This is a genomic window from Leptolyngbya sp. FACHB-261 (genome assembly GCF_014696065.1).
In the GTDB taxonomy this organism is placed as follows: Bacteria; Cyanobacteriota; Cyanobacteriia; order FACHB-261; family FACHB-261; genus FACHB-261.
In genome coordinates, this window is the sequence record NZ_JACJPL010000022.1 from 142,184 (window position 1) to 168,379 (window position 26,196).

20 protein-coding genes are annotated in these 26,196 nt (G+C 52.4%); 12 read left to right on the top strand and 8 right to left on the bottom strand.

Annotated features, from left to right (window positions below):
- Nucleotides 1–135 precede the first annotated feature (135 nt).
- The gene (locus tag H6F94_RS13550; protein WP_190802767.1) at nucleotides 136–339 is read left to right on the top strand and encodes a hypothetical protein; all 204 of its coding nucleotides are present in this window, start codon (nucleotides 136–138) and stop codon (nucleotides 337–339) included.
- A gap of 599 nt (nucleotides 340–938) precedes the next feature.
- Here the strand turns inward: H6F94_RS13550 and H6F94_RS13555 are convergent.
- Nucleotides 939–1,526 (bottom strand): CHRD domain-containing protein, encoded by a 588-nt coding sequence (locus H6F94_RS13555; protein WP_190802768.1) that lies wholly within the window; start codon nucleotides 1,524–1,526, stop codon nucleotides 939–941.
- Nucleotides 1,527–1,988: 462 nt separating this feature from the next.
- Between H6F94_RS13555 and H6F94_RS13560 the strand changes: the two genes are divergently transcribed.
- Nucleotides 1,989–2,243 carry a GlsB/YeaQ/YmgE family stress response membrane protein gene (locus tag H6F94_RS13560; RefSeq protein WP_190802769.1) on the top strand — a complete coding sequence of 85 codons (255 nt, stop codon included), beginning with the start codon at nucleotides 1,989–1,991 and terminating at the stop codon, nucleotides 2,241–2,243.
- Nucleotides 2,244–2,498: 255 nt separating this feature from the next.
- Here the strand turns inward: H6F94_RS13560 and dapF are convergent, their stop codons facing one another.
- Nucleotides 2,499–3,356, bottom strand: coding sequence for a diaminopimelate epimerase (gene dapF, locus H6F94_RS13565; RefSeq protein ID WP_190802770.1), 858 nt, complete (start codon nucleotides 3,354–3,356; stop codon nucleotides 2,499–2,501).
- Nucleotides 3,357–3,413: 57 nt separating this feature from the next.
- A complete protein-coding gene (locus H6F94_RS13570; RefSeq protein ID WP_190802771.1) occupies nucleotides 3,414–4,868 on the bottom strand; it encodes an aldehyde dehydrogenase family protein in 1,455 nt (484 codons plus the stop codon).
- Nucleotides 4,869–5,051: 183 nt separating this feature from the next.
- On the opposite strand from H6F94_RS13570, the gene H6F94_RS13575 reads away from it, so the two are divergent.
- Nucleotides 5,052–6,482, top strand: a complete 1,431-nt coding sequence (locus tag H6F94_RS13575; RefSeq protein ID WP_242041178.1) for a cytochrome P450 — start codon at nucleotides 5,052–5,054, stop codon at nucleotides 6,480–6,482.
- A 104-nt stretch (nucleotides 6,483–6,586) separates the two neighbouring features.
- Nucleotides 6,587–7,075, top strand: coding sequence for a Dps family protein (locus H6F94_RS13580; RefSeq protein ID WP_190802772.1), 489 nt, complete (start codon nucleotides 6,587–6,589; stop codon nucleotides 7,073–7,075).
- 98 nt (nucleotides 7,076–7,173) lie between these two features.
- On the opposite strand, the gene H6F94_RS13585 is transcribed toward H6F94_RS13580, so the two are convergent.
- On the bottom strand, nucleotides 7,174–8,100 hold the full coding sequence (locus tag H6F94_RS13585) for a histone deacetylase family protein (protein WP_199320404.1): 927 nt from the start codon (nucleotides 8,098–8,100) through the stop codon (nucleotides 7,174–7,176).
- 34 nt (nucleotides 8,101–8,134) lie between these two features.
- Here H6F94_RS13585 and H6F94_RS13590 point away from each other — a divergent pair, with 34 nt between their 5' ends.
- Together H6F94_RS13590 and H6F94_RS13595 are read left to right on the top strand one after the other, a co-directional pair.
- Nucleotides 8,135–9,781: a DEAD/DEAH box helicase gene (locus H6F94_RS13590; RefSeq protein ID WP_190802773.1), complete on the top strand. Its 1,647-nt coding sequence runs from the start codon at nucleotides 8,135–8,137 to the stop codon at nucleotides 9,779–9,781.
- A 272-nt stretch (nucleotides 9,782–10,053) separates the two neighbouring features.
- Nucleotides 10,054–11,670, top strand: coding sequence for a GH39 family glycosyl hydrolase (locus tag H6F94_RS13595; protein WP_190802774.1), 1,617 nt, complete (start codon nucleotides 10,054–10,056; stop codon nucleotides 11,668–11,670).
- A 46-nt stretch (nucleotides 11,671–11,716) separates the two neighbouring features.
- Here the strand turns inward: H6F94_RS13595 and crtW are convergent, their stop codons facing one another.
- Nucleotides 11,717–12,520: a beta-carotene ketolase CrtW gene (gene crtW / locus H6F94_RS13600; protein WP_190802775.1), complete on the bottom strand. Its 804-nt coding sequence runs from the start codon at nucleotides 12,518–12,520 to the stop codon at nucleotides 11,717–11,719.
- 261 nt (nucleotides 12,521–12,781) lie between these two features.
- On the opposite strand from crtW, the gene H6F94_RS13605 reads away from it, so the two are divergent.
- The gene (locus H6F94_RS13605) at nucleotides 12,782–13,600 is read left to right on the top strand and encodes an SDR family NAD(P)-dependent oxidoreductase (protein ID WP_190802776.1); all 819 of its coding nucleotides are present in this window, start codon (nucleotides 12,782–12,784) and stop codon (nucleotides 13,598–13,600) included.
- 131 nt (nucleotides 13,601–13,731) lie between these two features.
- On the opposite strand, the gene H6F94_RS13610 is transcribed toward H6F94_RS13605, so the two are convergent.
- Entirely contained in the window at nucleotides 13,732–14,562 is an 831-nt protein-coding gene (locus H6F94_RS13610; RefSeq protein ID WP_190802777.1) for a GNAT family N-acetyltransferase, read from the bottom strand.
- Between the two features lie 58 nt (nucleotides 14,563–14,620).
- Between H6F94_RS13610 and H6F94_RS13615 the strand changes: the two genes are divergently transcribed.
- Entirely contained in the window at nucleotides 14,621–15,964 is a 1,344-nt protein-coding gene (locus H6F94_RS13615; protein ID WP_190802778.1) for an aminotransferase family protein, read from the top strand.
- Between the two features lie 176 nt (nucleotides 15,965–16,140).
- On the top strand, nucleotides 16,141–17,094 hold the full coding sequence (gene uvsE, locus H6F94_RS13620) for a UV DNA damage repair endonuclease UvsE (RefSeq protein ID WP_190802779.1): 954 nt from the start codon (nucleotides 16,141–16,143) through the stop codon (nucleotides 17,092–17,094).
- Between the two features lie 412 nt (nucleotides 17,095–17,506).
- Here the strand turns inward: uvsE and H6F94_RS13625 are convergent, their stop codons facing one another.
- Nucleotides 17,507–20,536, bottom strand: a complete 3,030-nt coding sequence (locus tag H6F94_RS13625; protein ID WP_190802780.1) for an alpha-mannosidase — start codon at nucleotides 20,534–20,536, stop codon at nucleotides 17,507–17,509.
- Between the two features lie 74 nt (nucleotides 20,537–20,610).
- On the opposite strand from H6F94_RS13625, the gene H6F94_RS13630 reads away from it, so the two are divergent.
- Together H6F94_RS13630 and H6F94_RS13635 are read left to right on the top strand one after the other, a co-directional pair.
- Nucleotides 20,611–22,413: a hypothetical protein gene (locus tag H6F94_RS13630; protein WP_190802781.1), complete on the top strand. Its 1,803-nt coding sequence runs from the start codon at nucleotides 20,611–20,613 to the stop codon at nucleotides 22,411–22,413.
- A gap of 13 nt (nucleotides 22,414–22,426) precedes the next feature.
- On the top strand, nucleotides 22,427–22,906 hold the full coding sequence (locus H6F94_RS13635; RefSeq protein WP_190802782.1) for a pentapeptide repeat-containing protein: 480 nt from the start codon (nucleotides 22,427–22,429) through the stop codon (nucleotides 22,904–22,906).
- A 60-nt stretch (nucleotides 22,907–22,966) separates the two neighbouring features.
- On the opposite strand, the gene H6F94_RS13640 is transcribed toward H6F94_RS13635, so the two are convergent.
- Nucleotides 22,967–23,371 carry a response regulator gene (locus tag H6F94_RS13640; RefSeq protein ID WP_313949287.1) on the bottom strand — a complete coding sequence of 135 codons (405 nt, stop codon included), beginning with the start codon at nucleotides 23,369–23,371 and terminating at the stop codon, nucleotides 22,967–22,969.
- A gap of 310 nt (nucleotides 23,372–23,681) precedes the next feature.
- On the opposite strand from H6F94_RS13640, the gene H6F94_RS13645 reads away from it, so the two are divergent.
- Nucleotides 23,682–26,051, top strand: a complete 2,370-nt coding sequence (locus H6F94_RS13645; RefSeq protein WP_190802783.1) for an ATP-binding protein — start codon at nucleotides 23,682–23,684, stop codon at nucleotides 26,049–26,051.
- Nucleotides 26,052–26,196 lie beyond the last annotated feature (145 nt).

A 26,196-nucleotide genomic window follows, 5' to 3' on the forward strand; every position in this document is an offset into this window, starting at 1 on the left:
TTTCACCCTCTCATGCATACTTTTATGAATCTCGCTCTAAAGATTTTTGCCGACCTGATCTTTAGACAGAGTCGAAGCGAGCAGCTTAGGTTCACTGTTGGAACATCAAGCGCGTATAACAAAGGTGCATCTGAAATGACTTACGGTAAGTTGGTTCACAGACCAGGCTTGGGGCTCGTCGTACATATCCCCGGTGGTGCAGAAATTACAATCCCTGATGTTGAAGCTCAGCTACTAGGGTTGTTGGAAGAACTTCCCTCGCCTCAATCTTCTATCCAGAGTGCCTCTGCAAAACCCTCTCTTCTACCAGTGAACGCAGTTCAGGCTCAGCCCAGCTAGAGGTTTCCATCAGTCCGGTTTTATGGTCACCATTACAGGCCCTCTCCCCGCCTCTTCCGCCAGTGCTGGTAAAAGAGACGAGGTCGGGGCCTGTCACATGTGGCTCTTGAGTTACTAAAGTGAACAACATAAAGCAAAATTTCGGATTAAACTCTTGCCTCTGAGCAAGATTAAGTAAGAAGTAGGTATTAGATGAATATTTATCGGCTTGTTTTTGAGAAGATTGACGGAACCTATAGAGCTTATCAAGTTGCTTGCGCGAATAGCCAAGAAGCCTTGCTGTACGCAGTGGAACTAGAGGCCAGAGATCACGACTTAGCTGAGCTGAAAGACCATACTCTTCTATCCGAGAGAAACCAAGAGTTTGATCCGTCTGATCCAAGAACCCTTAGCTTAGAAGATTTCTGAGGCTTGCTTATAATGCTTTGACAATTTTGGTAAGCAAGTTTGGCAAGTTCTAACAAGCTCACATGGGTTATATTAACTCCTACATAACAAGCCCCTTAGCCGTTTGTAAAGGACTTGCTATGTATAGCGATTAGTGAACCAAGCTGCTTGCGGTCAACATCAAGCCAGTGTGAAAAGCTCAGTTTGCAGGTTTATCCTGCTACTTTGGCGCGCTTCAGCACTGAACCTGCGCTGAATGCCCCTAAGGCTAGCACCGCTAACATTGATGACGGTTCAGGGACTGATCTGGTCATTGGGTCCTCAATCTGGCCCCGGATCTCTCCACCAGTCAGGAATGTCGTACCAGGCGCATTGGAGTGGATGTTGAAATAGTATTGACCAGCTAAGAAGCGGTTGAAGACCTTACTAGGATCAACCCCAGCGGCGACGACTTCGGCAGAAGTCCAATCCCCTGCAATTCGGCCACTGGTACTGCCAATCGGTGGGCTGTCCAAGTCGTGCACAACTGGCCCTGCTTGACCCAGCGGAGCGACGTGAATGTGGGCGAGGGCAAGAGGCCCAGACAGACCAGAAAAGCTCAGATCGTAACGGAAAGTCCAGGCAGTCGGTTCTCCATCCAGGATCGAGGTGGCTAAGCCAGAAGCCGAGCTGCTATTGGGCGGTACCTGCTGCTCCCCGCTGAGAGGTGTGGAAAATGTGAACGTTGCAGCATGGGCTGCGATAGGAGACAGCAAGGTCAAGACTGCGCCGAGTAGGGAAGCTGTCCAAAGTCGTTGCATAGAGTTGTCCTTGGGGCCTTTTAAAGAGGGGCTCATACTTAACGGCATTCAAACCGTTGCCTCTTAAAGGGTGGCGAAAGCGATCTAGATTCACCAGGCTAAGAACTGCTCAGTTTCTGTTCAGCCTGCTCAGTTGGAGAACATGAGTGTCCCAAGTCGTAGTAGAAAGTTGTGGCAGGGAGTTCCGGAAGCTCTGGCGTTCTGAATGGAAGAGATTTCTCACTATTGTTTACACAACTATTCGCAGAAATATAGAAAGAAAAAAGCAGAAAGAAAAACAATAGAACTTTGGCATTGAAGTGAGGTGGGGAGGCGAATTCACTGAATTCAAGCTAAGCAGTTTAAGCTCTGCAGTCCTTCCTATGGCAGAGGCTAACACTGGTCTACAGATGGACTACCAGACCTCGTATCTCAGCTTATGCTTGTATCAATTGAATCGTTGATAGCAAAAGAGGAAAAACAATGAATATTTTGTCCTGGATTATTGTTGGTTTGATTGCTGGTGCTATCGCTAAGGCCATTTATCCTGGTCACCAAGGCGGCGGTATTATTGCAACCATCGTTTTAGGTATTGTCGGTGCATTGATTGGTGGTTTCGTCGGCAGCGCTCTCTTGGGGATTGCCTTCACAGGCTTCAGCATCCAAGGTCTGTTAGTCGCCATCGTTGGCTCTTGTATCGCTATCTTCCTTTACGGTTTGGTAACCCGGACTGCCTAAGCCCAAGCTAGGTAGTTCCCCTGAGTAGTCTTGTGAATTGACGGGTATTCTTCCCTGAGTGAGTAAGTAACCCCTGGCACAGCCGGGGGTTTTATTTTGGGCTTTTTAGTGGTTTGAGAAGCTAGGGCTTTTTCTTTAGTAACCTTAGTGAATTAGTGAATAGGTTAATAGGTCTAGTATCGCCAACCAGCCTCACCCTGATTAGAGTGAGGCCGGTTGAGATTAGCAGAGAGTGAAAGGTCTAGCTTTTAAGATTTAACTCTTGAGGAAGTCACTCGCTAATGTCCCAGAAAATACAGCCTGGGCAGGACCGCTCATATGAAGGTGGTTGTCTGCTGCTGACCAGTGGATCAGTAGAGGGCCACCAGGCAGTTCTACCGTGGCCTGTCGCTCACTGCGGCCATTGAGTACGGCAGCGACCACCGTGGCACAAGCACCAGTCCCACAAGCTAAGGTTGGGCCTGCGCCTCGTTCCCAGACCCGCATCTTCAGATAATCGGGGCGAACGACCTGCACAAATTCGGTGTTGGTGCGTTGAGGGAATACGGCATGGTGCTCGAATTGCGGCCCAATCTCAGCTAGGGAAATCGCATCGACATCTTCCACAAATGTGATGCAGTGGGGGTTTCCCATGTTCACACAGGTCACTTGCCAGGTTTGTCCTGCGACCTCTAGCGGCAGATTAACCACCTTCTCGGAGGCCAAAGTGGTTGGAATCTCAGTGGCTAGGAGGCGTGGCTCTCCCATATCCACAGTCACCTGACCATCCGCCGTCAACTCAGGCACAATCAGGCCGCCCAGCGTGTGGATGCGGTAGCGTCCTTGCTCCGCCTCGGCCCCCAACTCGTGCAGGAACTTGGCCAGGCAGCGAATGCCATTGCCACACATCTCGGGCTCGGAACCATCGCTGTTGTAGATCCGCATGCTGTAGTCTGCGCCCTCTTGAGCTGGCAGCGCAAAAATTACACCATCGGCCCCTACACCAAAATTGCGATCACACACCTGAACTGCTTGTTCAGGCGTTAGCACCGGCTCCGGGCTGTGCCGATTGTCGATCATCACAAAGTCGTTGCCGAGGCCGTGATATTTCGTGAATGCAACAGTTGGAGCCATAGGGCAATGGGTTCGCAGTTTCTAATGATTTTCCAATCATTTTAGGGCCCGTTAAAGCTAGGGCGAGCTAAAGCTAGAAGCTGCAATTTGCACCGCCTGCTCATCGGTGACAAAACGAATGAATTCCCGTCCACCTGGCTTGCCGTTACCCGACTCACCCAAGCCGCCAAAGGGCAAGGTTGAGGGCGAGAAGGTGGTTGCTAGGTTGGCATAGACGTTACCCACCTGGAGGCAATCCGCCAGTGCCTCAAACTGCGCCTGAGAACGGGTAAAGATTGAGGTCGTCAGGCCAAAAGGCGTGGAGTTGTGAACTGCCAAAGCATCTTCTAGATCCTCCACGATGAACACCTCCACTAGGGGTGCGAAGGCTTCTTGGCAGTGCAGAGCTGAGGCTAAGCCAACGGCACGCTCCTGCCAGAGCATCACGCCCGGTCGCACATAGTACCCTGGCTTGCCATTGACCTCAGGCTCTACCGCGCCAGGCAGCAGCCACTGTCCGCCGGTTTGCGCCAGGAGCCGTTGAAAGCGCTCAACGGCTGTCTGATTGATCAACGGTCCTAGTGTGGTTTCAATGTTCAGTGGATCGCCAGGTTGATAGTGAGCCAAGGCCGCCAAAAACAGCTCCAAGAAGGGCTCTGCAACTTGCCGCTGGACTAGCACTCGACTGGTGGCGTTACAGCGCTGGCCTGCGGTGAGGCAAGCACCTTCAGCAGCGGCTTTAGCTGCTGCACTGAGATCAGCATCAGCACAGACAATCAAGGCGTTTTTGCCGCCCAACTCGAGGGCCAGATCTTTAGAGAAATCAGCGGCCAACGCCTGTGCCAATGACCGTCCCACTGGAACCGAGCCAGTGAAGCTAACTGCCCGAATTTTGGGGTGCAAACACAGCGCTTCTCCCTCAGGCGCGCCACCCTGCACCAGACCAAATACGCCCTCGGGCAAGCTGGCTTGGATGAGCTGGCTGTATTGAGCGGCAACATTGGCAGCCAGCGGCGATGGCTTAAACACAACGGGGTTACCGGCCAGCAGATGCGCAACGGCAGCACCGTGGGGTAGGTGCAACGGAAAATTGAAGGGTCCCACAATTGCTGCTGGACCTTTGGACCGACGACGAACCTGAGCTGGATGGGGGCCATCCGTCACTGCACGCGGCGGCAGATAGCGCTCGGCATCAGCAATCGTCAGGTCAATTTTGGCAATGACTGCTCCGACCTCCCCCTTCGCTTCGCGCAAAGGTTTGCCAGTTTCCAGGGCGATGCCATAGGCCAACGAATCTTGAGCATTCACTAGGGCGCTTTGCGCTTTACGCAAGCAGGCTACTCTGTCGGCAAGGGGCTGTTTCGCCCAGTCTGGCGCTGCCTGCACTGCTCTTTTCACGACTGGCTCTACGGCTGTGGCTGCGACTTCAGCCAGTTCGACGCGAAGATCACCAGGACTGCGGTTGACCCACGAGGTGATCGGTTGATTGGTCTCCTGATTTGTCGCCTGATTCGTGGCTTGATTCATTGCCATCCTGGTACCGATACCCCTGCTGTTACCTCTGCTTTTCAGTATCGCTATTGCTAGGAGGGAACGGAGCTGGACTTGCTGGTGTCGGCAATTGTTACAGGTTGTACTTGTTACAGGTTGTACTGCCTGGTGCTGAGCAGCACTGCGCTTCGGGTTTCAATCCAGTAGCTCAGTTGGGGAGGCAAGATGAGAAAGCATTCCGAAGAGACTCGCCCCATGAAGCTGCCTGACGGTCCCAAAACGCCCCCTTTTTTGCAGACGATCGAGTGGATTGCCCGTCCTCTGGAGTATCTGGACGAGCGTGCTCAGCGTTACGGCGACCCTTTTAGAGTGCTCAGTCCCCACTGGCCTCCTATCCTCTACTTCAGTAACCCGGCGGCACTGCAAGAGATCTTAGGCAGCGAGACGGAACGCTCCGAGCGTTTCGATACCAGCAAGGGCAACCTGGTGCTCAAACCGGTGGTTGGTGAGCAATCCCTGACTTTGCTGGAGGGCGAGCGACATCTGCGCCAGCGACGGTTGCTGATGCCCCCCTTTCACGGCGAACGCATGCGCGCTTATGGTGAGCTGATTTGCGCAATCACAACCGAAGTGATGAGCCAGTGCGCTCTAGGGCAGCCTTTTACGGTTCGTTCTGTAACTCAAGATATTTCCCTCAAGGTTATTCTCAGCACCGTCTTTGGCTTGTGCGAGGGAGCCCGTTACGAACAGTTACGACAGTTGCTCAGCCAATTGGTGGATGGCTTTGCTTCTCCGCTGGGTTCAGCAGTGCTCTTTTATCGCTCGCTACAGCAAGATTTAGGGGCCTGGAGCCCTTGGGGGCGCTTCTTGCGCCGCAGGCAAGCAATCGACCAGTTGCTCTACGCTGAAATCGCTGAACGCCGGGCTCAAAGTCACACCCAGAGCCAGAGCGAGCGTGAGGATATCTTGGCGTTGCTGCTGGCTGCGCGGGACGAAACGGGGCAGCCCCTGAGCGATGTCGAGTTGCGCGACGAGTTAGTCACCCTGCTATTCGCGGGACATGAAACCACAGCTTCAGCCTTGGCCTGGGCACTGTACTGGATTGACTACCTGCCTGAGGTGCGGGACAAACTGCTAGTCGAACTGGATACCCTGGGCCCTAACGCTGAGCCCAATGCAATTGCCCGCTTGCCCTACTTGAGTGCTGTTTGCCAGGAAACCCTGCGCATCTACCCGATTGCGCTGAATGCCTTTCCCCGAATTGTGAAACGGCCCATGGAGTTGATGGGCTATCACCTGGAACCCGGCACGGTTTTGATCGCCTCGATCTACTTAGCCCACCAGCGACCGGACACCTACCCTGAGCCCAAACAGTTCAAGCCAGAGCGCTTCCTGGAACGGCAGTTTTCACCCTATGAGTACCTACCGTTTGGTGGCGGCAATCGTCGCTGTATTGGTTTAGCCTTCGCTCAATTTGAGATGAAGCTGGTACTAGCGACGATGTTGTCGCAATGGCAGTTGTCACTGGTTCAACACCAGCCACTGAGGCCCGTGCGTCGAGGCGTGACACTGGCGCCCCCAAGCAGCCTGCAAATGGTCGTGAAGGGAAAACGTCCCCACTTGAAAAGCGAGCAACCAGAAGTGAGCAAGAAGTGAGCAGGCTTTGACCTGGGCAAGGCACTGAGTGGTAAGCCAGTTTGGAGCCCAAGCTGGTGCATCGGATGACTCACGCAATTCTAAACGGGACGTAGGAGAAGCCTATGCAACTTCAAGATAGAACCTTAAAAATCAACATTGGCATTGACGAAGTGGCAAGGCGAGAAATTGCTTATGGGCTATCTCATCTGCTTGCAGACAGCTATTCTCTTTACCTCAAGACCCATTGTTTTCATTGGAACGTTACTGGGCCTCAGTTTCAAATCTTACAATTTATGTTTGAACAGCAATATGCTGAACTCGCTACAGCGATTGAGATGATTGCTGAGCGGATCAGGATTCTAGGTTTTCCTGCCCCAGGAACCTATACCGAATTTTCTCAGCTCACTTCTGTCGCAGAAACCTTAGGAGTTCCTGACTCGGAGAACATGATTCGTTTGATCGTGGCTGGCCAAGAAGCTGTTGCCAGAACGGTCCGTGCGCTTCTGGTCAAGGCGCGGCAAGTTAACGATGAAGGCACTGCGAATCTCTTAGCACAACGGCTTCAGGTTCACGAGAAGACAGCTTGGATGATGCGAAGCTTGCTGGAGTAGCGATTTCTTAGTTTTACATGCAAGGTAGTTTTTAGATGCAAGTTGGGTTCTAAATTAGGCAATAGAAATCACTAGAATTTAGGTTGATTAAGCCCGAGCTAATGAGGCCCGAAAACCTCAGCGCAAGCCTCAAAAGTGTTCACATGCACTTGAACGACCTGGGTAATATCTGGGGTATAACCACCGGCCAACACCCAGGCAATAGGGATGTGGTGTTCATGGGCAAATTCAAACACCAATTGATCGCGAGCGCGTAAATCAGCGTGGTCCAGATTGAGCGGAGAATAGGGATCGGCTTTGAAAGGATCGGCTCCAGCTTGATACAACAACAAATCGGGTTTGCCTTCGCTCAGCAGCAGAGGTAAGGCACGACTCAACACGGTTTGTAAGTCTTGACCCGTAGCGCCAGCAGACAAAGCAAAAGAGCGATGATTGACACCGTCAGCATGCTGCTTGATTGACACATCTTTGTAGGCGGTGTTGTTGTTGTAATCATTGCCGTAGATTGACAGGGCAAAGAAGCCAGGGCGATTTTGCACCAGTGAAGCAGTGCCATTGCCGTAGTGCAAATCGAGATCCAAAATGGCAGCTCGCTGAATTAGTCCCTGAGCGCGCAAGGCTTCAAGCGCCACAATCAGACCATTGAAGGTACAAAAGCCCTCCCCATGATCAGCGTGAGCATGGTGAAAGCCACTGCCTAAGCAAGCAGACACGCCATCCTGCAGTGCCTGACGCGCCGCTGCTAGGCAGCCGCCATTGGTGAGGCAAACCGAGGGAAAGAGCGCCGCCGACCAGGGAAATTTTTGCGACTCAGCCAAAGCTCTTGGTTCACCCGTGCGAATAGCAGCGATGTATTCAGCAGTATGGACGCGCAACAAATCGGCTTCTGAAACTGGCTCTGGTTCCAGCAAGCGAGCCTCTGGGCGATGGCGGATAGCCTCGGCAACCAGGGCAAATTTGCGCATGGGCATGATGTGTTGCCCGATCGGAGCCGCAAAGCCAGGATGATGAAAGACGGTAATCACAGCAAGGACAGGCCCGTGAGATCCACAGGCTTGTATGCTAAACCTTCAAACAGCCGAACAGAGCCAGTGCATGTTGGAGATCCGCGCCGATTCCTCGTCAAACTCAGACAAAATTCCCCCAGCTCAAACGCCCTCTGAGCCAACGCCTGCACACAAAACCCCTGAGCTACGTGACTATCAGCAGCGTGTGATCAGCGAGGTTTACGGTCATATTCAGGCAGGAACGAGGCGCATTCTGATCGTGGCTCCAACGGGATCAGGTAAAACGATCATCGCTAGCCAACTGGTGGCCTATGCCGCCAGAAGCGGCCAGCGTGTTCTATTTTTGGTCCATCGGGATGTCTTGGTGGGTCAGACCTGGGACAAGTTTCAGAAGTTTGGTCTCCAGGCAGGGTTTATCAAAAGTGGTTGGCAGGAAGACCGCAAAGCCTCTGTTCAAATTGCCTCCGTGCAAACGCTCCATCGGCGGCCTTGGTGGAAAGAATTCGACCCGGATGTTGTCTTCCTAGACGAAAGCCATCTAACCGGCTGGGTTGCGGTCATTGAGCGCATGATGGAGCAGGATTGCCCAGATGCCCTTTATTTGGGTCTCACAGCCACTCCCTGGCGGCTTAGCCGACGCGAGGGCATGGGCGATAAATTTGATGCCCTGGTCTGTGCTCCCCTCCCCTGTGAGCTAATCCAGGCGGGGCATCTCGCGCCTCTGTGCTACTACGGCTTCGATGACGATTTGGATTTGTCGGCCGTGCGCACGGTTGCCGGGGACTACTCCGAGCCTGACCTGGCAATTGCCTGCGACAAACCTGAATTGATTGAGCACATTGTGCAGCAGTGGCAGCGCCTTTGTGCTGGTCGAACCACGATCGCCTTCGCCGTCAATGTGGAGCACTCCAAGCACATTCGTGATGCGTTTTTACGAGCGGGTATCACGGCAGAGCATGTCGATGGTACGACGCCAATTACGGAACGCACGGCTATTTACAACCGCTTGGCAACTGGGCAAACCCTGTTGCTATCCAGTTGTATGGCCCTGACTGAAGGGTTTGATGTTGGCTCGGTAAATGCAGTGGTATTGTGCCGTCCCACTCAATCGAAGGCTTTGTTTTTTCAAATGGTCGGGCGCGGTATGCGCCTCTCACCAGAGACCGGAAAAACCGATTGTTTGGTTCTCGATCAGGCTGGCAACGTCAAGCGCTTTGGCTTCATTGAAGAATTGAAAGAGATTCACTTAACCCGAGGCGGTGACGCTAGCGCCCAACCGGCTTCCACCAAAAACTGCCCGATCGATCAAGGCGGCTGCGGTGCAACCCTTTACGGCTTTCAGATCGCTTGCCCCAACTGCGGTTACGAATTCCCGCCCTCGGCTAAGGCAGAGCCAACCGAAGATTTTGTCCAGTTACTTTCCAAGGAACAGAAGAAGAAGTTGCTGTTCTATCGCAGAGTAGCCAAAGAAGCCTTTCGTAAACGTCGGATTCCCGATCACGCGGCAATTCGTTTTAAAGAACAGTTTGGTGAGTGGCCACCTAAGGAATTTCGCCAGAACGCAGTGTTTGAAAGCGGCCCATCTGATGAAAGTCAGTTAGCCTATCGCGCTTATTTACAGGAAATAGCTCAACGCGAGAGTAAAAATAGTGCCTGGATTCAGGTTTATATGGATTTTGAATTTGGCAAACTGCTGTAAAGTTGGGAGCTAAAATCTCAGTAGCAATACAGTCACTAGATCCAAATGAATTTCATACGGTCGAGATTTCTCTGTAGAATTTCACTAATTCAAGAAAGTAACTCTGAACTACCTCAGTGAAAATACGATTGACATTTCTCTCGACCTAAGTGAACTTGTCAAGGGCTAACCACCTTACTCCTGAGAGTGAATGCTCTGCATGATCTCTACGTACTAGGGGCAGCGAATGTGCAGTCACGGCTCATACTTGAGGTTGCAAAATGGGGGAGACAATGTCGAGCAATAATGGTCTTGCTGACAAAAATTACCTTGGTCAAAGCTATAGTTTGCACTCTAGTGACTTAAGTCATTCGGGCTCATTAGTCAACAAGTTAAGTGCCGATGCTCAATTATGGCTGCAATACAGCAATCTTTCGCGCAGTTCTTCTACCAATGCTGCACCGCTAAACTCGGCTGAGGGTAGCAACTCTGCGGCTTCTATTCAATCTGGAAGTTCACAATTTAGTAGCAATTCAAACGCTAGATTAATAGCTGCTACTGCTCAAACTCCCGTTCAAGTTAACGTAGACTGGGGCACAGTTCAAGGCACAACTAGTCAGTTGCATTTTGGCCTCAACGCCTTCCGTGGCTTCAATCCTCAAGATGCAACTAATCCGGCTTACAACAGCAACCTGGCTTATATGAATCCCGGCATCATTCGTTACCACAATGCTGGGATGATGAACGATTCAGCTATTAATCCTGATGGCTTAATTGACGTAGCTAATCGACGCTGGGATACGACTAAAATTACCCAGGCTCTCAGTGCCTCTCTAGGTGCCTTTACTAATCAACCATTGAGGTTGATTAATATCCCTGATTGGCCGGCCTGGATGGATGCTAACCGCGATGGTTTTCTAGATACTAACCAGTTCGATAACTATGCAGCCTTCTGTGCCGAGCTAGTCAAGATCGTCAATCGAGACAATCAGTTCGGTGTCACTCACTGGGAAGTGACTAACGAAAAAGATGGCCAGTATTTCACCCAATTCCGCAACAACAGTGGTTGGGGACCATTAAAAGACCCTAGCAAACCAGACCGTCTAGACGAGCTGAGCACCATTTACAACAAATGTGCTACCGCTATGCACCAGATGGATCCCACGATTAAAATCGGTGGGCCAGCGCTCTCCCGTCCAGATTTACAGCCCTTTTATTCTCGATTCATTAACGCTACTACCCAAAATTTGGATTTCTTCTCTTTCCACGCCTATGCCAGTGGCAGCCGGGATACACCAGACACTAACGTCTATGACGGTACACGCTCGATTGGTCGGTACACTAAATCGATTGTGGATACCTTAAATCAGGCTAGCCCTAATCGCCATATTCCTGTGTTTCTTGATGAGTACAACATTAGTTGGACCTGGCAAACTCGTGATGCTCGCATGGCCGGTAACAAAGGCACTGTTTTCGATGCGCTGGCAATGGTTGAAGCCATTAACAATGGGGCTGATGCAACTCTAGCCTGGAACGAAAAGGACGAAATTTACGGCAAGACAGACAGCCGCAATGCCCTACGCCCTAGCGCCCATATGTTTCATCTATTCAACCAGTTACTCGTAGGTAATCGGGTAGCTACTACGAGCAGTGACAATCAATCCGTAGTCGCCTTTGCCGTTAGCAACCCAACCTCGGCTCAGCACAGTTATCTGTTAATCAATCGCAGCAACCAGGTTCAACAAGTGCAAACAACATTCCAGGGCTGGACCCCTACTGGATCAGCCCTGGCTCGATATGAAGTATCTGCTAATGGCTACAGCCAGAAAACAACTGATTGGGCTACTGTCAGCTCTAACTCCTTCCAGTTACCGGACAACTCAGTGACCCTGCTCAGTTTTGCCTATTGAGCTTATCTAGCTTAGTCTTCTGGAACCAGAACTAGGGTTTTTAGGTTCATACCTCAACCGAGTAAGCGGGTAGAGGCACCTCAGGCTGCTGACTCAACACTTTGTGGACAGTTGGCAGCCGCCACCAAGGCACTTGAGGATACTCGTGATGTTCTTCGTGGTAGCCAAAGTGGTAGCAGGTGACAAATGACCAAAAGATCGGGAAACCACTGCTCTGGGTACGGTGTTGTTGATTTTGGTATCCACCCTCGGGCTCATGGTGGGGTAAGTAGGTACCAAAGAAGAATAGTTGGACCGAGCTTAAGAGTGAGGGAACAACCCAGAACAGCGTTAAATTCAGTTCAGAAACATGTAAAACACGACTGAAGATATTAAAAACGATCATCAAACCAAAAATCTGTGTCCAGCTCCAATATCGCTTCATGAATTGGAGGTACCAGATGACTACGTTTTGATTTTCGCCATCATGGAAATCAGGGTCAGTCTGACTGGCTGGATGCTGATGGTGTAAACCATGCCGTTTTAGCAACTTCTCATAAGAAAAGAGGGCATAGAGCCGAACTGCTAAAGAACCTACAAACCGATTTACTGTAGAGTTTTGAGGGTAAACCCCTCCGTGCATAGCATCGTGCGCAGTTACAAATAAACCTGTATATAAAAACGTTTGCCAGAGCATGGCAGGCCACACCCACCAGGTCTGAGCACTAGGAACATCTAACGAGAGCAAGAAGGCGAGGCTACCTGCCCAAAGTAAGATAACCGTCAGGGCGATGGTAAGACCATACGCTTTAGTTTCAGCTCTCACCGTTTGCAAACACCTGCTACTGAGAGCCTGTTCTAACTCAACCACACCGTGACTCCTACGTAGCGTTCATTCTCAAGCAAAAAAAGCATAGAAACACAAGATTTAACACTACTCATTTTTCGAGAAGTGCTGCTTGATTAAATCGTTCGCAGGAAAGATTCCCCAGGCTTAGCTGTATCAACGCTAACTCAGCGCTTGATCTCGGCTTCAAAATCTGGCAAAAGCTAGAGGATTAACCCTCCTTTTGTTGGACAGACTAACAGTAGCAAAGGTCGCATTCTTCAAACCCTTTTTCCAACCCACAGTATGACTTCCACGGTACTGATCACAGGCGCATCTCAGGGTATTGGCAAAGCGACTGCCCTCTTGTTTGCCCGCAAGGGGTATAACCTGGTGCTAGCCGCCCGTCATGCTGACCCCTTGGCAACTGTATCACAAGAGATAGAAGCTCTGGGTCGTGCAGCCCTGACCGTTCCCACTGATGTAACCGATCCTAATCAGGTTGCAGCCTTGGTCCAAAAGTCTCTAGACCACTATGGCTCCATAGATGTCCTGATCAACAACGCGGGTTTATACATTTCGGGTCCAGTCCATCAGTTCTCTTTAGAGGATTGGCATCGGGCTCTCGATCTCAATGTATGGGGTTACATCCATACCATTCAGGCCCTGCTGCCCCACTTTATAGAGCGAGGCAAGGGCACAATCGTTAATCTCAGTTCGATTGGTGGCAAAGTACCTGTGCCTTATCTAGTTCCCTATTGCACTAGCAAGTTTGCAGTGGCCGGGTTAACCCAATCCTTACACTCGGAGCTAGAGCCTAAAGGTATTCATGTCGCTGGTATTTATCCAAACCTGATTAAAAGTGACTTTATGCAGCGGGCTATCTTCCGGGGCGAAGATGAACAGGATGCAAAAGATCGCCGTGAGCAACTAGAGCAGGTGCTCTCCGTGCCTGTTGTCGAAAAGCCAGAAGACGTGGCTAAGGCAATTTGGGACGCCGTTGAGAACAAGCGGGCTGAGGTTTTGGTTGGCTCTGCCAATATGTCCAAAGCTTCTTATCAACTGTTTCCTGGCTTTATGCAATGGTTATTTAGACAAACGTTCAAGAAGCCAATCAAAGCTTAGGAAAGCTTAGGGTAGAAGCTAGTCTTAGTCAATTAACTTTAAGTAGCTCTTTAATTGGCTCTTTAAGTAACAGCAAATAAGCAGCTATGAATGGGCCAATACCATTTGTAGCTGCTTTCTAGTTGGTTAATCTACTCTGGCTGGCTAGGTGCAACTAAAGGAACGGGAGTCGAGGCAGGTGGATAGCAGTCGAGTTGGGCAAACAACTCAGCCATGTCTTGCGAGCGGAATTCCGTTGCGTACATTTCGTAGAGGGCTCGCACTAAACTCTGCACCTCAGCTGACGTAATGGTTGATTCGTGCTCTCGGCCTACCCGACGCACGATCAGGGAGAGGGGCCGGGGCTGAGGTCCGGTAGCATCAATTTCGGCAAAAGGTCGAAAATCAGGTTGGGCGTAGGCAATAGGCAGAGCAATCTTTTGGAAACCGGCCTTTTCGTAGGCGAGTAACCGCACTAGCCGTCCTGGATGGTCTAGATGCAGCGGTTCCATCTCCGCGACTAGGGTGATCGGCAAGGGAGGCAGCCCAGCCCTTTTCAGGCACTCGCGGGCAGTTTGCAACGGCAACGCCCGCAACCAACCGGCAATGCCGGTTCGTCGCCATTGAGGGCTGACCAGGGCATGGGAGAGATGGACCACCACTTGGTTTTCGTCAGCAATTGCCGTGTGGTCCCGCACACCTACAAATTCATCCTTCAAGCTCAACAACAGCATCTGATAGAGCAGAGCGTAGCCCCGTCGCCGTTGCTGGGGCTGCCATTGAAAGCGAGAGCTTAGAGTTTCGCGCTGCTCCATTTCATGCTGCTGGCCAAATTCTGCCCAAAGTTGGTCATACGCCAATTCAAAGCGCGGGTTATCCGTCGACTCAAGACAATGAACAACCAGGTCCGACCAGTCCCGCGTTGTAGACTTAAGGATATCTCCAGGACTGAGATCACTTTTGATTAGAGTTGGGGTGAACATATCAGCAAGTCAGCTTAGCAATCACCTTAGAGAGTAGCGAAGTTGTTATTAACTCATCATGATTATTCAACCTTCTGAACAATTAAGAGAGCTAGATCAGGCATACCATCTGCATCCTTTCACCAATCATGAGGAGATGCACGCCGCTGGTACTCACATTATTCGCTCGGCAGAAGGGCGCTTTGTGATTGACCAGGACGGTAATCGTTTGCTCGATGGTATCGCTGGTCTTTGGTGTGTCAATGTCGGTTATGGGCGTCACGAAATTGTTGAAGCGGTGACGCGGCAAATGCAGGAGCTTCCTTACTATTGCTCCTTCTTAAATTCGACTACACAACCGCCAATTTTGCTGGCCGAACGCTTAGCTCGTTTGGCCCCTGCCCGACTTAACCATACAACTTTCACCTGTTCCGGTTCAGAGGCCAATGAAACAGCGCTGAAGATCATTCGGGGCTATTACAAGCTACAAGGTCAGTCGCAGAAATACAAAATTCTCTCTCGAACCTACGCCTATCACGGCGTTACTTTGGCGACGACTAGCATGACGGGCTTGCCTGCTTGCTACGGCCCCTTTGATCTGCCACTCCCCGGTTTCTTGCAGGTGCCTGGACCTTACCATTACGGTGCCAATACTGATTTAGATCCGGTGGCCTATGGTCAATGGTGTGTCGAGGAGACGGCTCGCATCATCGAGCGAGAGGGAGCAGATACAATCGCGGCCCTATTTGCCGAGCCGATTCAAGGCGCGGGTGGGGTAATTGTGCCACCCGAAGGCTACCTACCAGCGCTCCGCCAACTCTGCTGGGATCACAACATTTTGTTCGTGGCGGATGAAGTGATCACAGGCTTTGGGCGTCTGGGTGATTGGTTCGCCAGCACGATTTGGGATTTGGATCCCGACCTGATGACAATGGCAAAGGGCATTACCAGTGGTTATTTGCCCTTGGGAGCCACGATGGTTAGCGACGAAGTGGCTGAGGTACTAATTCGCAACGGCTACTTTGCCCACGGTTTTACCTACAGCGGTCATCCCACTTCCGCCGCTGCCGCCCTAGCGAACCTAGACATCCTGGAGGGGGAAGGCATTCTGCCCTGGGTGCGTGACCAGATCGGTCCTTACTTCCAGCGCCAGCTCAAAGCCTTGGCTGAACATCCTGCGGTCGGCGAGGCCAGAGGTGATGGCTTGATTGGTGCGCTGGAGGTTCTGCCACGCGGCGGCAAAGCAGCCTTGAATCCCAAAGACCCAATGGGCGTGAAGCTGTCGGTGCTGGCCCGCGAGGAAGGCGTGATTGTACGGGGCATTCGAGATTTGATCGCGCTGTCTCCGCCTCTGACGATCACAGAAACCGAAGTCGATTTCCTGTTCACCAGCCTCAGGAAAGCTCTGGACCGTCTCTGGTAGATCGTCTTGGGTAGACAATCTCTGCTAGACAGTCTTGGGTCAACCGGTCTTAGCTAAACCTATAGACGGTACTGTAGACCCAGGTTCGCGCCGATGCCTTCTGCTGCGGGTGGGATGTAAAGCTCCCCCTGACCTCACCATGATCACAAGGGAAGGTTCACAGCAAGGGACAGGATATGAACCTGGCAGTTAGGCAGGACAACCTCGAAAGGCTTCCCGAACTGGGGTTAGTGTGCATTACGGCATCGGATCAGGTGCGATACCGCACGGTGACCCGCAAACGGCTGTTGCAGCTTAGTCCTGAGGAGCAGGAGAACACGCTGCGTAAGCTGTACACCGAGAACCTGGCTCGGCTCAATAGGGCCCTTGATTTTTGTGCTGAGCATCAGATTCGGCTGTACCGCATGACCTCGGCGCTGTTTCCTTTTGCTGATGATGCCCTAGGCGAGACCATCCTGGCAGAGTTCAGCGACGAACTGCGGAGCACGGGCGACCGCGCTACTGCCCTAGGCATTCGCTTGGTCCTGCACCCTGACCAGTTTGTGGTGCTCAGCTCTGACCGGCCTGAGGTGATTGAGAACAGTATCAAGATTCTGGCGGCACAGGCCCGCATCCTCGATCTGTTAGGGCTGCCCCGTTCCCCTTGGGCAATGATGGAAATCCACGGCGGCAAGTCTGGCCGTGCCGAGCGTCTGATTCAGGTGATTCGGGATCTGCCTGAGGCTATTCGTTCGCGCTTGGCCTTAGAAAACGACGAGTATGCCTATAGCGCCACCGAGATTTTGGCCGTCTGTCAGGCTGCTGAGGTCCCGATGGTGTTCGACGCCCACCACCACGTCATCCACGAACAGCTGCTCAGCTACGAAGACCCCAGTGTCAGCGAGATACTGCTGGCCGCCCGCGATACCTGGCCGGTTCCCGAGTGGCAGCTGGTGCATATCTCTAATGGCAGCGATTCCTTCAATGACCAGCGCCACAGTGATTTGATTACGGTCATGCCTAGCGCCTACCGTCATGCGCCCTGGATTGAAATAGAAGCCAAGCTTAAAGAGCAGGCGATCGAGAAACTCCGTACAGACTGGTTGCCTACACTAAGCACCCCTTACGCAGTGAACGCAGCTCAGCAGTAGCCCGATAACACAAATTGAGCTAATTGCAATAGCCTCTTTAAAGTATCAATTTCTGTTAACGACTAATGCAACAGCTAAGGAGTTTGCTAATCTAAGGGTGGGCACAAAGTTAACTCGGTTTCAGGACAGTGCCCGCTCTCCTGAACCACTCGCAGCTTAGACTTGTAGAGCCTAATACCTCAGCAGTAGAGTGCCTAAAAAGTTGAATCCTTGCTAGTTAGGCTTATGGATTTAGCTACAGCACTAAAGCTACCAGGTTACTGGACTTAGAGGATGAAAGTTAAGGTTCTAGACTCAACGCTGTGGGCGTCTGATTGTCCAAAACTATAAGTAACCAGTTCTTGATTTCACCAACCCTATAAACCCGGTAGCCTTCTACCGGGTTTAGGCTCTTAGGCAGATTTTGGACTATTTAGGTTTCAGCAACCAGTCGGTAACTGGCAATCTGCCAGGGTTGAATGCCTGGGTCCTGCTCCAGTGAATACAGAGATCGCTCCATCAGGTCCACCCGTTCGGCTAGCCGCAGCGGCAAAGGGCTAGTGAGCACCAAGCGGGCCGGTCGCCCCTGGCTCTCGTAGCAGCGCAGAATAAAGCTATTGGGGTCATCTTCAGCCTGCTTGAGGGTCATCAGGACCAAGTTATCTGCCCCTAGGTCCAACAGGCTAGCCTGATCTGGCAATTGCACCTGCCCTGTCAGAGAGGCTTCGACTGCTTGGGACTGAGCGGGAGTTTCAGCTTGATGGAGAGGTGCATTGAGTTCCTGCCCTCGCTGCACAACCTGCGCCGTTTGCCAGTTCCCAGGATGAGGGTAAAGCATATAGTCAAAGGGTGCATGAACTCCCTGGTCTGCTTGGGGATCGGGCCATTCTGGACCCCGCAGCAAGGTCAGCCGGATTTGACTGGGTTTGCAGTCGTAGCCATATTTGCTGTTATTTAGCAGGCTGACGCTGTAGCTACCGTCGCTAATGGAAGCCCAGCGCAGGGCTGGCACCTCCCATTGCGCTTTCTCCGCTGGGGTCTCGGCCTTGGTCGAGCGCTCAATCACGCCGCAGGGGATTTCGTAGCTTGCCCGGTCACTGCTAGTTGCGAGGGGAAAAGCTGCTTTGACCAGCACGTGCTTTTCCTGCCAATCAATGAACTGCGTACTAATTTTCAGACCACGCGAACCCGGAGCCAGATAGTAGCGCTGGCAGAACTGCGATTGTCCAATGGCACGATGCACTTCAATGCTTTCAGGGCTCAGGCGCTGAGGCGGTACTAGCAACTGGGCAGCCGGTAAAGGATGCTGCTCGTAGTTAGGGTCAATATTCCAGGCATCCCAATACTGCCCTTCATCTTTGAAGGCTTGCAACTGATTGCCAGGACCGCTCAGTACCTCGCGCTGATGGGTTTTGTCAAAAACACTGCTCAAATTGCCGGTTTCAGGATCAACCCTGACCCGCAAGAATTCGTTTTCTAGAATCAAGTCTTCTAGAGCTAGATTTGTTGCGTTCTCAAAGCTCTCGTTGCCCTCGTTATGCGAGGAAACAGGCGATAAGGCTGCATAGCCGATTGCAGGAATCGAAACTTGGTTGCCCTCCAGCCATTCCGATCGCTCCCAGTTGAGAGAATTGAAAACCAGACGTGAAGAAGGGGCAGCAATATGAGCCGCAATCGAGGCTAGAGAATCTGAGAGAATTTGCTGGGCTGTCTGCTCCACTGCCTGCCATTCCCGGTCGGCATCATGATAAACCTGAGGAATCGAAGAACCCGGCAAAATGTCATGGAACTGGTTAAACAGCAGCTTTTTCCAGGCAGTTTCTAGAGCCTGTTTCGGATAGCTTCTTCCAGAAACTAGTGAGGCCAGGGACGCAAAGATCTCAGCTTGAGCTAGCAGCACTTCACAGGAGCGATTGGCTCGTTTTTGAGCGGCTTGCGTCGTGTAGCAGCCGCGATGAAACTCCAAATACAACTCACTATTCCAGATCGGAAAATCTGAGCGGGACTGCTGTAATCGATCTAAAAAGACTTGGGCAGTGGTGTGCTGAATAGTGGGGAAGAGGGGCGATTCTTGCCATTGACGTGCCGTCTCCAGCATGTCCCGAGTGGGACCGCCGCCGTGGTCGCCAACCCCTGGCATCCAGAGCGTGTCAGCAAAGCCTAGTCGCTGCTCATGTTGACAGGTCGACTCGGCCATTTTGACCGGCTCAATTTGCTGGTTCACCAATGGGCTCATGTAGCTAAAAATGCGAGAGCCATCGGGAGCTTGCCACCAAAATGCAGTGTGGGGAAACTGGGTCGTGTCGTTCCAGGTCAGCTTCTGCGTGACAAAGTAATCGAGCCCCCCTTGCTTGAGAATCTGTGGCAATTGCCAAGTAAAGCCGAAGGTATCCGGAACCCAGGCCACTTTGACCTCAATGCCAAACTTCTCCCGGCAATAGCGCTGTCCGTAGAGCACCTGTCGCACCAGCGCTTCCCCATCGGGCAAGTTCAAATCAGGCTCTACCCACATGCCGCCCACCAGTTCCCAAGTGCCCTGACGAATTTGCTCTTGGATCTGTGCGAACAAATCAGGACGGTGCTGTTCCACCCACTCGTAAAGAGCAGGCGTAGAGTGACAAAAAATTAATTCGGGAAAGTCTTTTTGCAAATTCAAAACCGATTTGAACGTGCGTTCGGCAGCCTCCCAAGTTTCTGCCACAGGCCACAACCAAGCCATATCTAGATGCGCATGTCCCAACAATGAACAGGTGCGTTGCTTCAACCATTCACCGAAAGGAGCAAGCTGTTGGCGCACAGTCGCAAGTGAAGCCTGAAAACGCTCCGGTTCAGCCTGAAGGGACTTCCAGTCAATTCGCTGCACAGCTCGCTCTAGCTCGGCCACACGCTTAGGCTCAGCTGCTTGAAGATAATTGCCCAGTACTGACAATTCCGCCGCTAGCATTCCTGGATCGACTTGAGGGGCAGACGCAGCAAAATTAAGCTCAGAACGCACCAAAGCGCCATCCACATGTGCCGGGCTAGTCAAGCGCAGGACCACAGTAACGGCTCGTCCGGGCTGCACCGTCCCCAGAGGAATGCGTACGGTACTGTCAAACAGGTCCCCTTCCTGTACCAACCGACCGTCAACGTAGACCTGAGCGTGTTCCGCCCACCAAACCAGGCACAGCCGCGCCATGCAACCGCTGAGAGGATAACCCTCTAGCTCCGTCGGCCAGATGAACGTTTGCCGCAACCATAGGGGCTTACGAGCTTTCGGCCAGCTAAGATGCTCTCGGTCGTTGGGTAGCGCTAGTGGCCAGTCTGCGTCTCGATAAGCGGCATCTACCACTGGATACACAGGGCAGTCTTTTTGGCACTGTCGCCAATGCTGTTGAACCGAAACCTGGCTCAGAGCCGTGAGGCGCGTAGCAGCTTCCTGATAGGTCATGCGCTTCAGATGCAGTACAGACTCAAAACTCATCTGACGTTAAGATTGAGGGCATCTCAACGGTATTGCAAACCCTTGCGGCTTCTTAGCTTGCTGCGAATTTCTTCATGACTCCTCAGCCTTCTTCGTCAGGCCGATTTCAGAGCAAATTATTCAACGCCCTTCACTGGCGCTGGCCTGCTCGCGTGGTTGACCAACTACGAACAGGAAGCCGTTGGCTAGCCTGGCATGCTCAAACAGCCACCGTCATTGCGGCTCAAGTGCTGCTTTACCCGGTCTACCTGGTCTACCAGGGCGGTCGTCAGCTGTATCAGCAATTGACTCCCCTGCCTGCTCAGGACCGCAAAGCTGTGGCTCTGCCCGCTGCAGATAGTGTGCTGAAAAAAGTCCAGTGCCAGACTGAAGCGCTTGAGACGCTAAGCTTGCCCCCAGAACAATCTGGTGCAACCCCCTGTAACCTGGCGGCGGATTTGCAAACGCGACAACTGGTGCTGGTATCTTCTGAGGGCAAGCAGTTTGACCTGCTGACGCCCGAGCAGCAGCAGCAGTTTCGTCAGCTGATTGCCCTGGAAGTTGCTGAGTACCACCGGCGGCAAAAATCAGCTCGGCGAGCTTTGCAAGTTTCGGCACCGGTAGCAACCTCACTGACATTGCCAGAGACACCAACGGAGACATCAACGGAACTAGAGCCAAGTTCCGGCAACCCAATAGCCGCCATAAGGTCTGCGCTGCCAATGCCAGTTCAGGTTCCAGTTCAGGTCTTCAAGCAACTGATGAGCTGGATGCAACGCGGGCCAGTTGCCAGAGCTGTGGATTTGTTCGGGGAGCAGCAAGTTCCTGTACAAGATCATCTAGTTGAGGCTCTTTCCGCTCAAAACCAGAGCTTAAACCAGGAGCACACAGGCCAGGAGCCCCCAAGACAAGATCAGAACGAGCTGGAAGTGCCTGGAGGTCAACTGGTTCATAAGGTCAGAGGCTGGGTAGAACAGGTCGCTAAACCCCAGCTGGTTGCCAAAGCTCATTTAGCCAAAGCCAATCTAGTTGCCAGAGTTAGTCTTAACAAACCGAACTTGCCTGGCTGGGTGCAAGGATTAGCACTGCCTAAAGCACCGGCTTGGCTAGCCCCTAATCCCTCGGCTCCCTTAACTCAACTTGACCCCAAAAATAACCCTGAGCTAGAGATTGAGCTAGGCCAGGGAACACAGCAGCCTGATGCCAGCTACATCCGTGGCCTAGTAGAGGCTGCGCTGCGCTATTTCATGGGTCTAGCTGCCCGACGACGTACCCTCGCAGCTTCAGTTCAGCAAGCTCTCTCTGGTCTGGGTGGATCCAAGCTCTTGCCCTTGGGAGCCGAGCCAGATCCCTGGTTGAGCATGGCGGATTTATTTGTTGAGCCAGTTGCTGAACCAGTTGAACCAGGGTTCCAGACTGAACCGGTGGCTTGGGGTGAACCATCTGCAACTCAGGCCACGGCTCAAGCCAACGCCCAGCCTGTACTAGCCCAACCCGTACTAGTTGGTGCAGCGACGCTAGAGCGACCTCGGCTAGCCGGACCGCAAAGGCCAGCCTTGAGTGGTCGGGCAACCAAACGTCCTGCGGCTCCTTTGCAACGGCGTGAGGCTGCTCAACCGCTAAACAAGACTAGCCAGACTAGCCGGACCCGGCAGACCTCGCTGGTGCGTCCCAAAGTACAGGTTCAACAGCCTGTGGTCGCGACTCAAACCAAAACAGCCTCCCCAGAGATCGACCGCGATTGGTCCCCTGATTGGATCGAGGCTCAAGCAACCCTGATGGGCTATGTCAAAAGCCCCTTTAGTCGCTTACTGGACTGGATCGACCAGTGGATCGCGAAGTTAGAGTCGCGCCTGCTGACCCTATTGGACTGGCTACGTGCTCAGTTCTGGCCTTAATCAACGCAAAGTGATGGCATCAAGTCCTGATGGAGCTGTGGGCCTCGCCTTTCTAGAGCGCAGTGCTGAGCAAAAACAACAACTTCTGCGTGAGCTAGGCATGGGGCGCTATGCCCAGCTGTTACTTGCCCTCAGTCGCCCTACACCAGAAAATTTGGCCTGCCTCGAACGGTTTCTGCTCCAGCCGCAACGGGCAAAGTTTCCTGACTTGCGTGGTGTCGATCTGGCTGGAGCAGACTTGCGTCGGGCAAATTTGATCCGGGCAAATTTAACTAATGCGCTGCTTCAAAACGCCAATTTAGAAGCAGCTGATATCATCTTGGCAAGCCTCCAGGGAGCCGATCTGCGTGGGGCAAACTTGCGGGAGGCAACCCTGAATGAGATCGATTGGCACTTGTGTCAAGTAAGCGGTGCTGACCTATCTCCCGGTAAAGGGCTGACAGCCGCAGAACAATCCATGCTACGCCGGCAGGGCGCTCGGATTGACTTATAGTCGCTGCGCTGCTAAGGGTTACCTTGCTAAATAAGCTACTGGAGGTAAGGGCTAACTAGCCTAGTGGGCGTTGGGCTGCGTGGGCGAAGGATGGTTACTTAGCCAGTGCGCGACTCGCTCTTCTAGCTGCTCGATATCAATTGGCTTAGAAATATAGTCATTACAGCCTGCGGCTAAGGCTCGCTCTCGATCGCCCTTCATCGCATGAGCCGTCACTGCAATCACCGGAATTGCGGCGGTGTCTTGATCTGCTTTAAGGCGGCGAGCAATCTCCCAGCCATCAATCTCTGGCAACGATAAATCTAGCAGAATCAGATCCGGCGTTTGCTGCTTCACCCATGCTAGAGCGGACAGGCCATCGTCCACAGCCGAGACCGAGTACCCCGCATCCCTTAAGACATGCTCCAGGAGTACCTGGTTGTCCATTGCATCTTCAACAATCAGGATTTGTCGGGGCGTAGTCACTAGATCAGCACGAGGGTGAATTTTACAATCATCGTTTTAGAGATCGCGTACCTGCAAAGGCAGAATTGCAAACTTGATGTTAACAAATTGCCTCTAGATTTGGATAGTTGCAGAGGCTAAACCACAACATTAGAGCCTAAAAACATTGGCATAAGGACATAGAGCCTAGAACTCTAGGATCTATCGTTCTGGATATGTCACGAAGATTATGCTTCTTATACATTTATTTATATTCAAAGGACAAGTCCTTGGGGAATTGACGCTAAAGCGTCTGCTTTCGATTCGGTTGTTGCGATTCCCTCGAAGAACTATGATGACTGCTTTTGTGGGCACAGGAAGCCAGCAGTACGCCAGCGGACGTATGATCTTCGGGTTGAGCGCTGGCTCTTTGCTGTCTGTTCTAGCAGTTGGGAGCCTATTACTCGATCCAGCTGCTCAGGAAATAGCTTTGCTATCCCTGTCGGGCAGTTTGCTCTGTATGAGCATGATGGCTCCCTGGTCAATGCTGGGGCTTGGTTCATCCAAGCCTGCCCATGATTTAGCTGATCTATTTGAACAACTGGCCGATGGTGTATTGCTCAGCGATCCTCAGGGACGGGTGTTGCGTCTCAACTCGGTGGGGCGTCGCATCCTCAATCTCAACGACAGCGAGAGCACTTTCAAAGCTCAACCACTATCCCAGCCGATTCCTCTAACTGAACTGCTAGGTTCCTGCAACCTACGCACGCTCAATCAGCAGGCCCTGCCTTTAGAAGCACTGTCCCTGAATCAGGCGTTGAGCACGGGACGCACCATTGAGCAAGACTGGCTGCTGCTAGGTCCAGAGATGGAGAACCGAGTGATCAGTTCTCGGGCTGCGCCTCTGATCAACCAGAAAGGTCAGATCTGGGGAGCAGTAATGACCTTCCGAGAGGTGACTGAATCCTATCAGCGGGAGCGCATCATTCGAGATGCCAACCGGGTCATGGCCCAGCAGCAGAAACGCATGGCCATTTTGCAGAATCTCACCAGTCTGCTCAATCAACACTTAGGCAACCTGGCTATTCTGCTAGAGGCCATTGTCAATTCGGCTAGTGAAGCTACTGACCGGGCTGAATTCTCGGTGTTGCTGCTCTACAACCAGGAAACCGCCCAGCTTTCTCTAGCGGCGGCTCGGGGTCTCCCCGAGCCGCAACCCGGCGAGCCCGCTTGGATTGACCGGGTTTGGAAGTATGACCAACAGAGCCTGCTATACCAGGTCTTTGAGCGAGGAGAGCCGGTACAGTTGCGTCCCCAGCACAACCAGCTGACTGGGCTGCCACCCGTGGCAGCTGCTCTGTGTGTACCGGTGGAATCTAGTCATGCTGGAGCTTTGGGCGTTTTATTAGTAGGCTACAGCGACGCTCAAGATGTGGACCGACAAGAATTGATCGGCCTGTTGTGCGCCTTGGGCGGTCAGGCTGCAACGGCCATCGAGAATGCCCGACTGATCAATGCCTTAGAAGCCAGCAACCTGGCACTGGAGCGTCAGCGCGCCCAAATCGAGGCTCAAAACACGCAGCTGGTAGAAGCCAACCGCTTGAAGAGCCAGTTTCTAGCCAGCATGAGTCACGAACTCCGGACTCCCCTCAATGCGATTATTGGTTTCTCTCAAGTCCTACTACGTCAGCGTCGAGACCCTCTAACCCCTTCGCAATCAGACCTACTGGATCGAGTGCTACGCAACGGCAACCATTTGCTCGATCTGATCAACGACGTGCTGGACCTGAGCAAGATCGAGTCAGGACGGCTAGAACTGCAACCGCAAGACTTTTGTCTAGCAGGGCTAGTACGCTCCGTTTGTGACAGCTTTGATGCCCTAGCTCAAAGCAAACAACTGCGGCTAACGGTCACGGTTGAGCGCGAACCCTGTCTGCTCTACCATGACCCCTTGCGCTTACGGCAGATCCTCACCAATTTGGTATCGAATGCGCTCAAGTTCACTGATACCGGCGAGGTTGAGATCTGTCTGGAGACCAGTGGAGCTTTGGCAGAGCAGGTGATTCTGACCGTGCGGGACACAGGCATTGGCATTAGCCCGCAGCATCAAGCCACCATCTTCGAAGAGTTTCGCCAAGTCGACCAGTCCTCAACGCGGCGTCACGGCGGCACTGGCTTAGGCTTAGCGATCACCCAACGGCTGGTGGTACTGATGGGCGGCACGATTGAGGTCGAGAGCACTCTAGGGCAGGGTTCAACTTTTACAGTCAGACTACCCTACCGTCTGCCTTACGAGCTTGACCCGGCTTTGCCATCCCTGCCAGTGCTTAACCTAAGCACCGCAACGCCAATGCCAGCCTCACCCAAAGTTTTACTCCTGGATAACAGTCTAGATTTGGTAAATATCCTGTGCGAGGCGGGTTATCAAGTATTGAGGGCTGACTCAGCTGAGGAATGCTTGCAGCTAGCGCAGAGCCAGTCTCCTATCTTGGTTCTGTTAGACCCGGCGCTACCCGGCTTGGATGGTTGGCAGGCTCTCTACCGTCTCAAGCTCAACCCCCCAACAGCGCAAATCCCGGTGATTTTGATTAGCCAAGCCGAGAACTCAGGCCTCGGTGCCACCTTAGGTGCCTCAGATTATTTAATGAAACCAATTAGAACGCAGGTCTTGCTGACTGCGGTTGACCGTTGGACTGGTAGTCGCTCTCCTGGTGTAGGCTGACATCCCTGGTCCTGTCTTGTAACTCTGAGGGTAGACTATCAAAGGATTGGCGCAGGCAGTTAGCGACTAATTAGATAGTATCTACCATCACCTAACTGGCCTAGGCTCACCCTAAACGCCAGATGCACAACACTAAATAAACTCA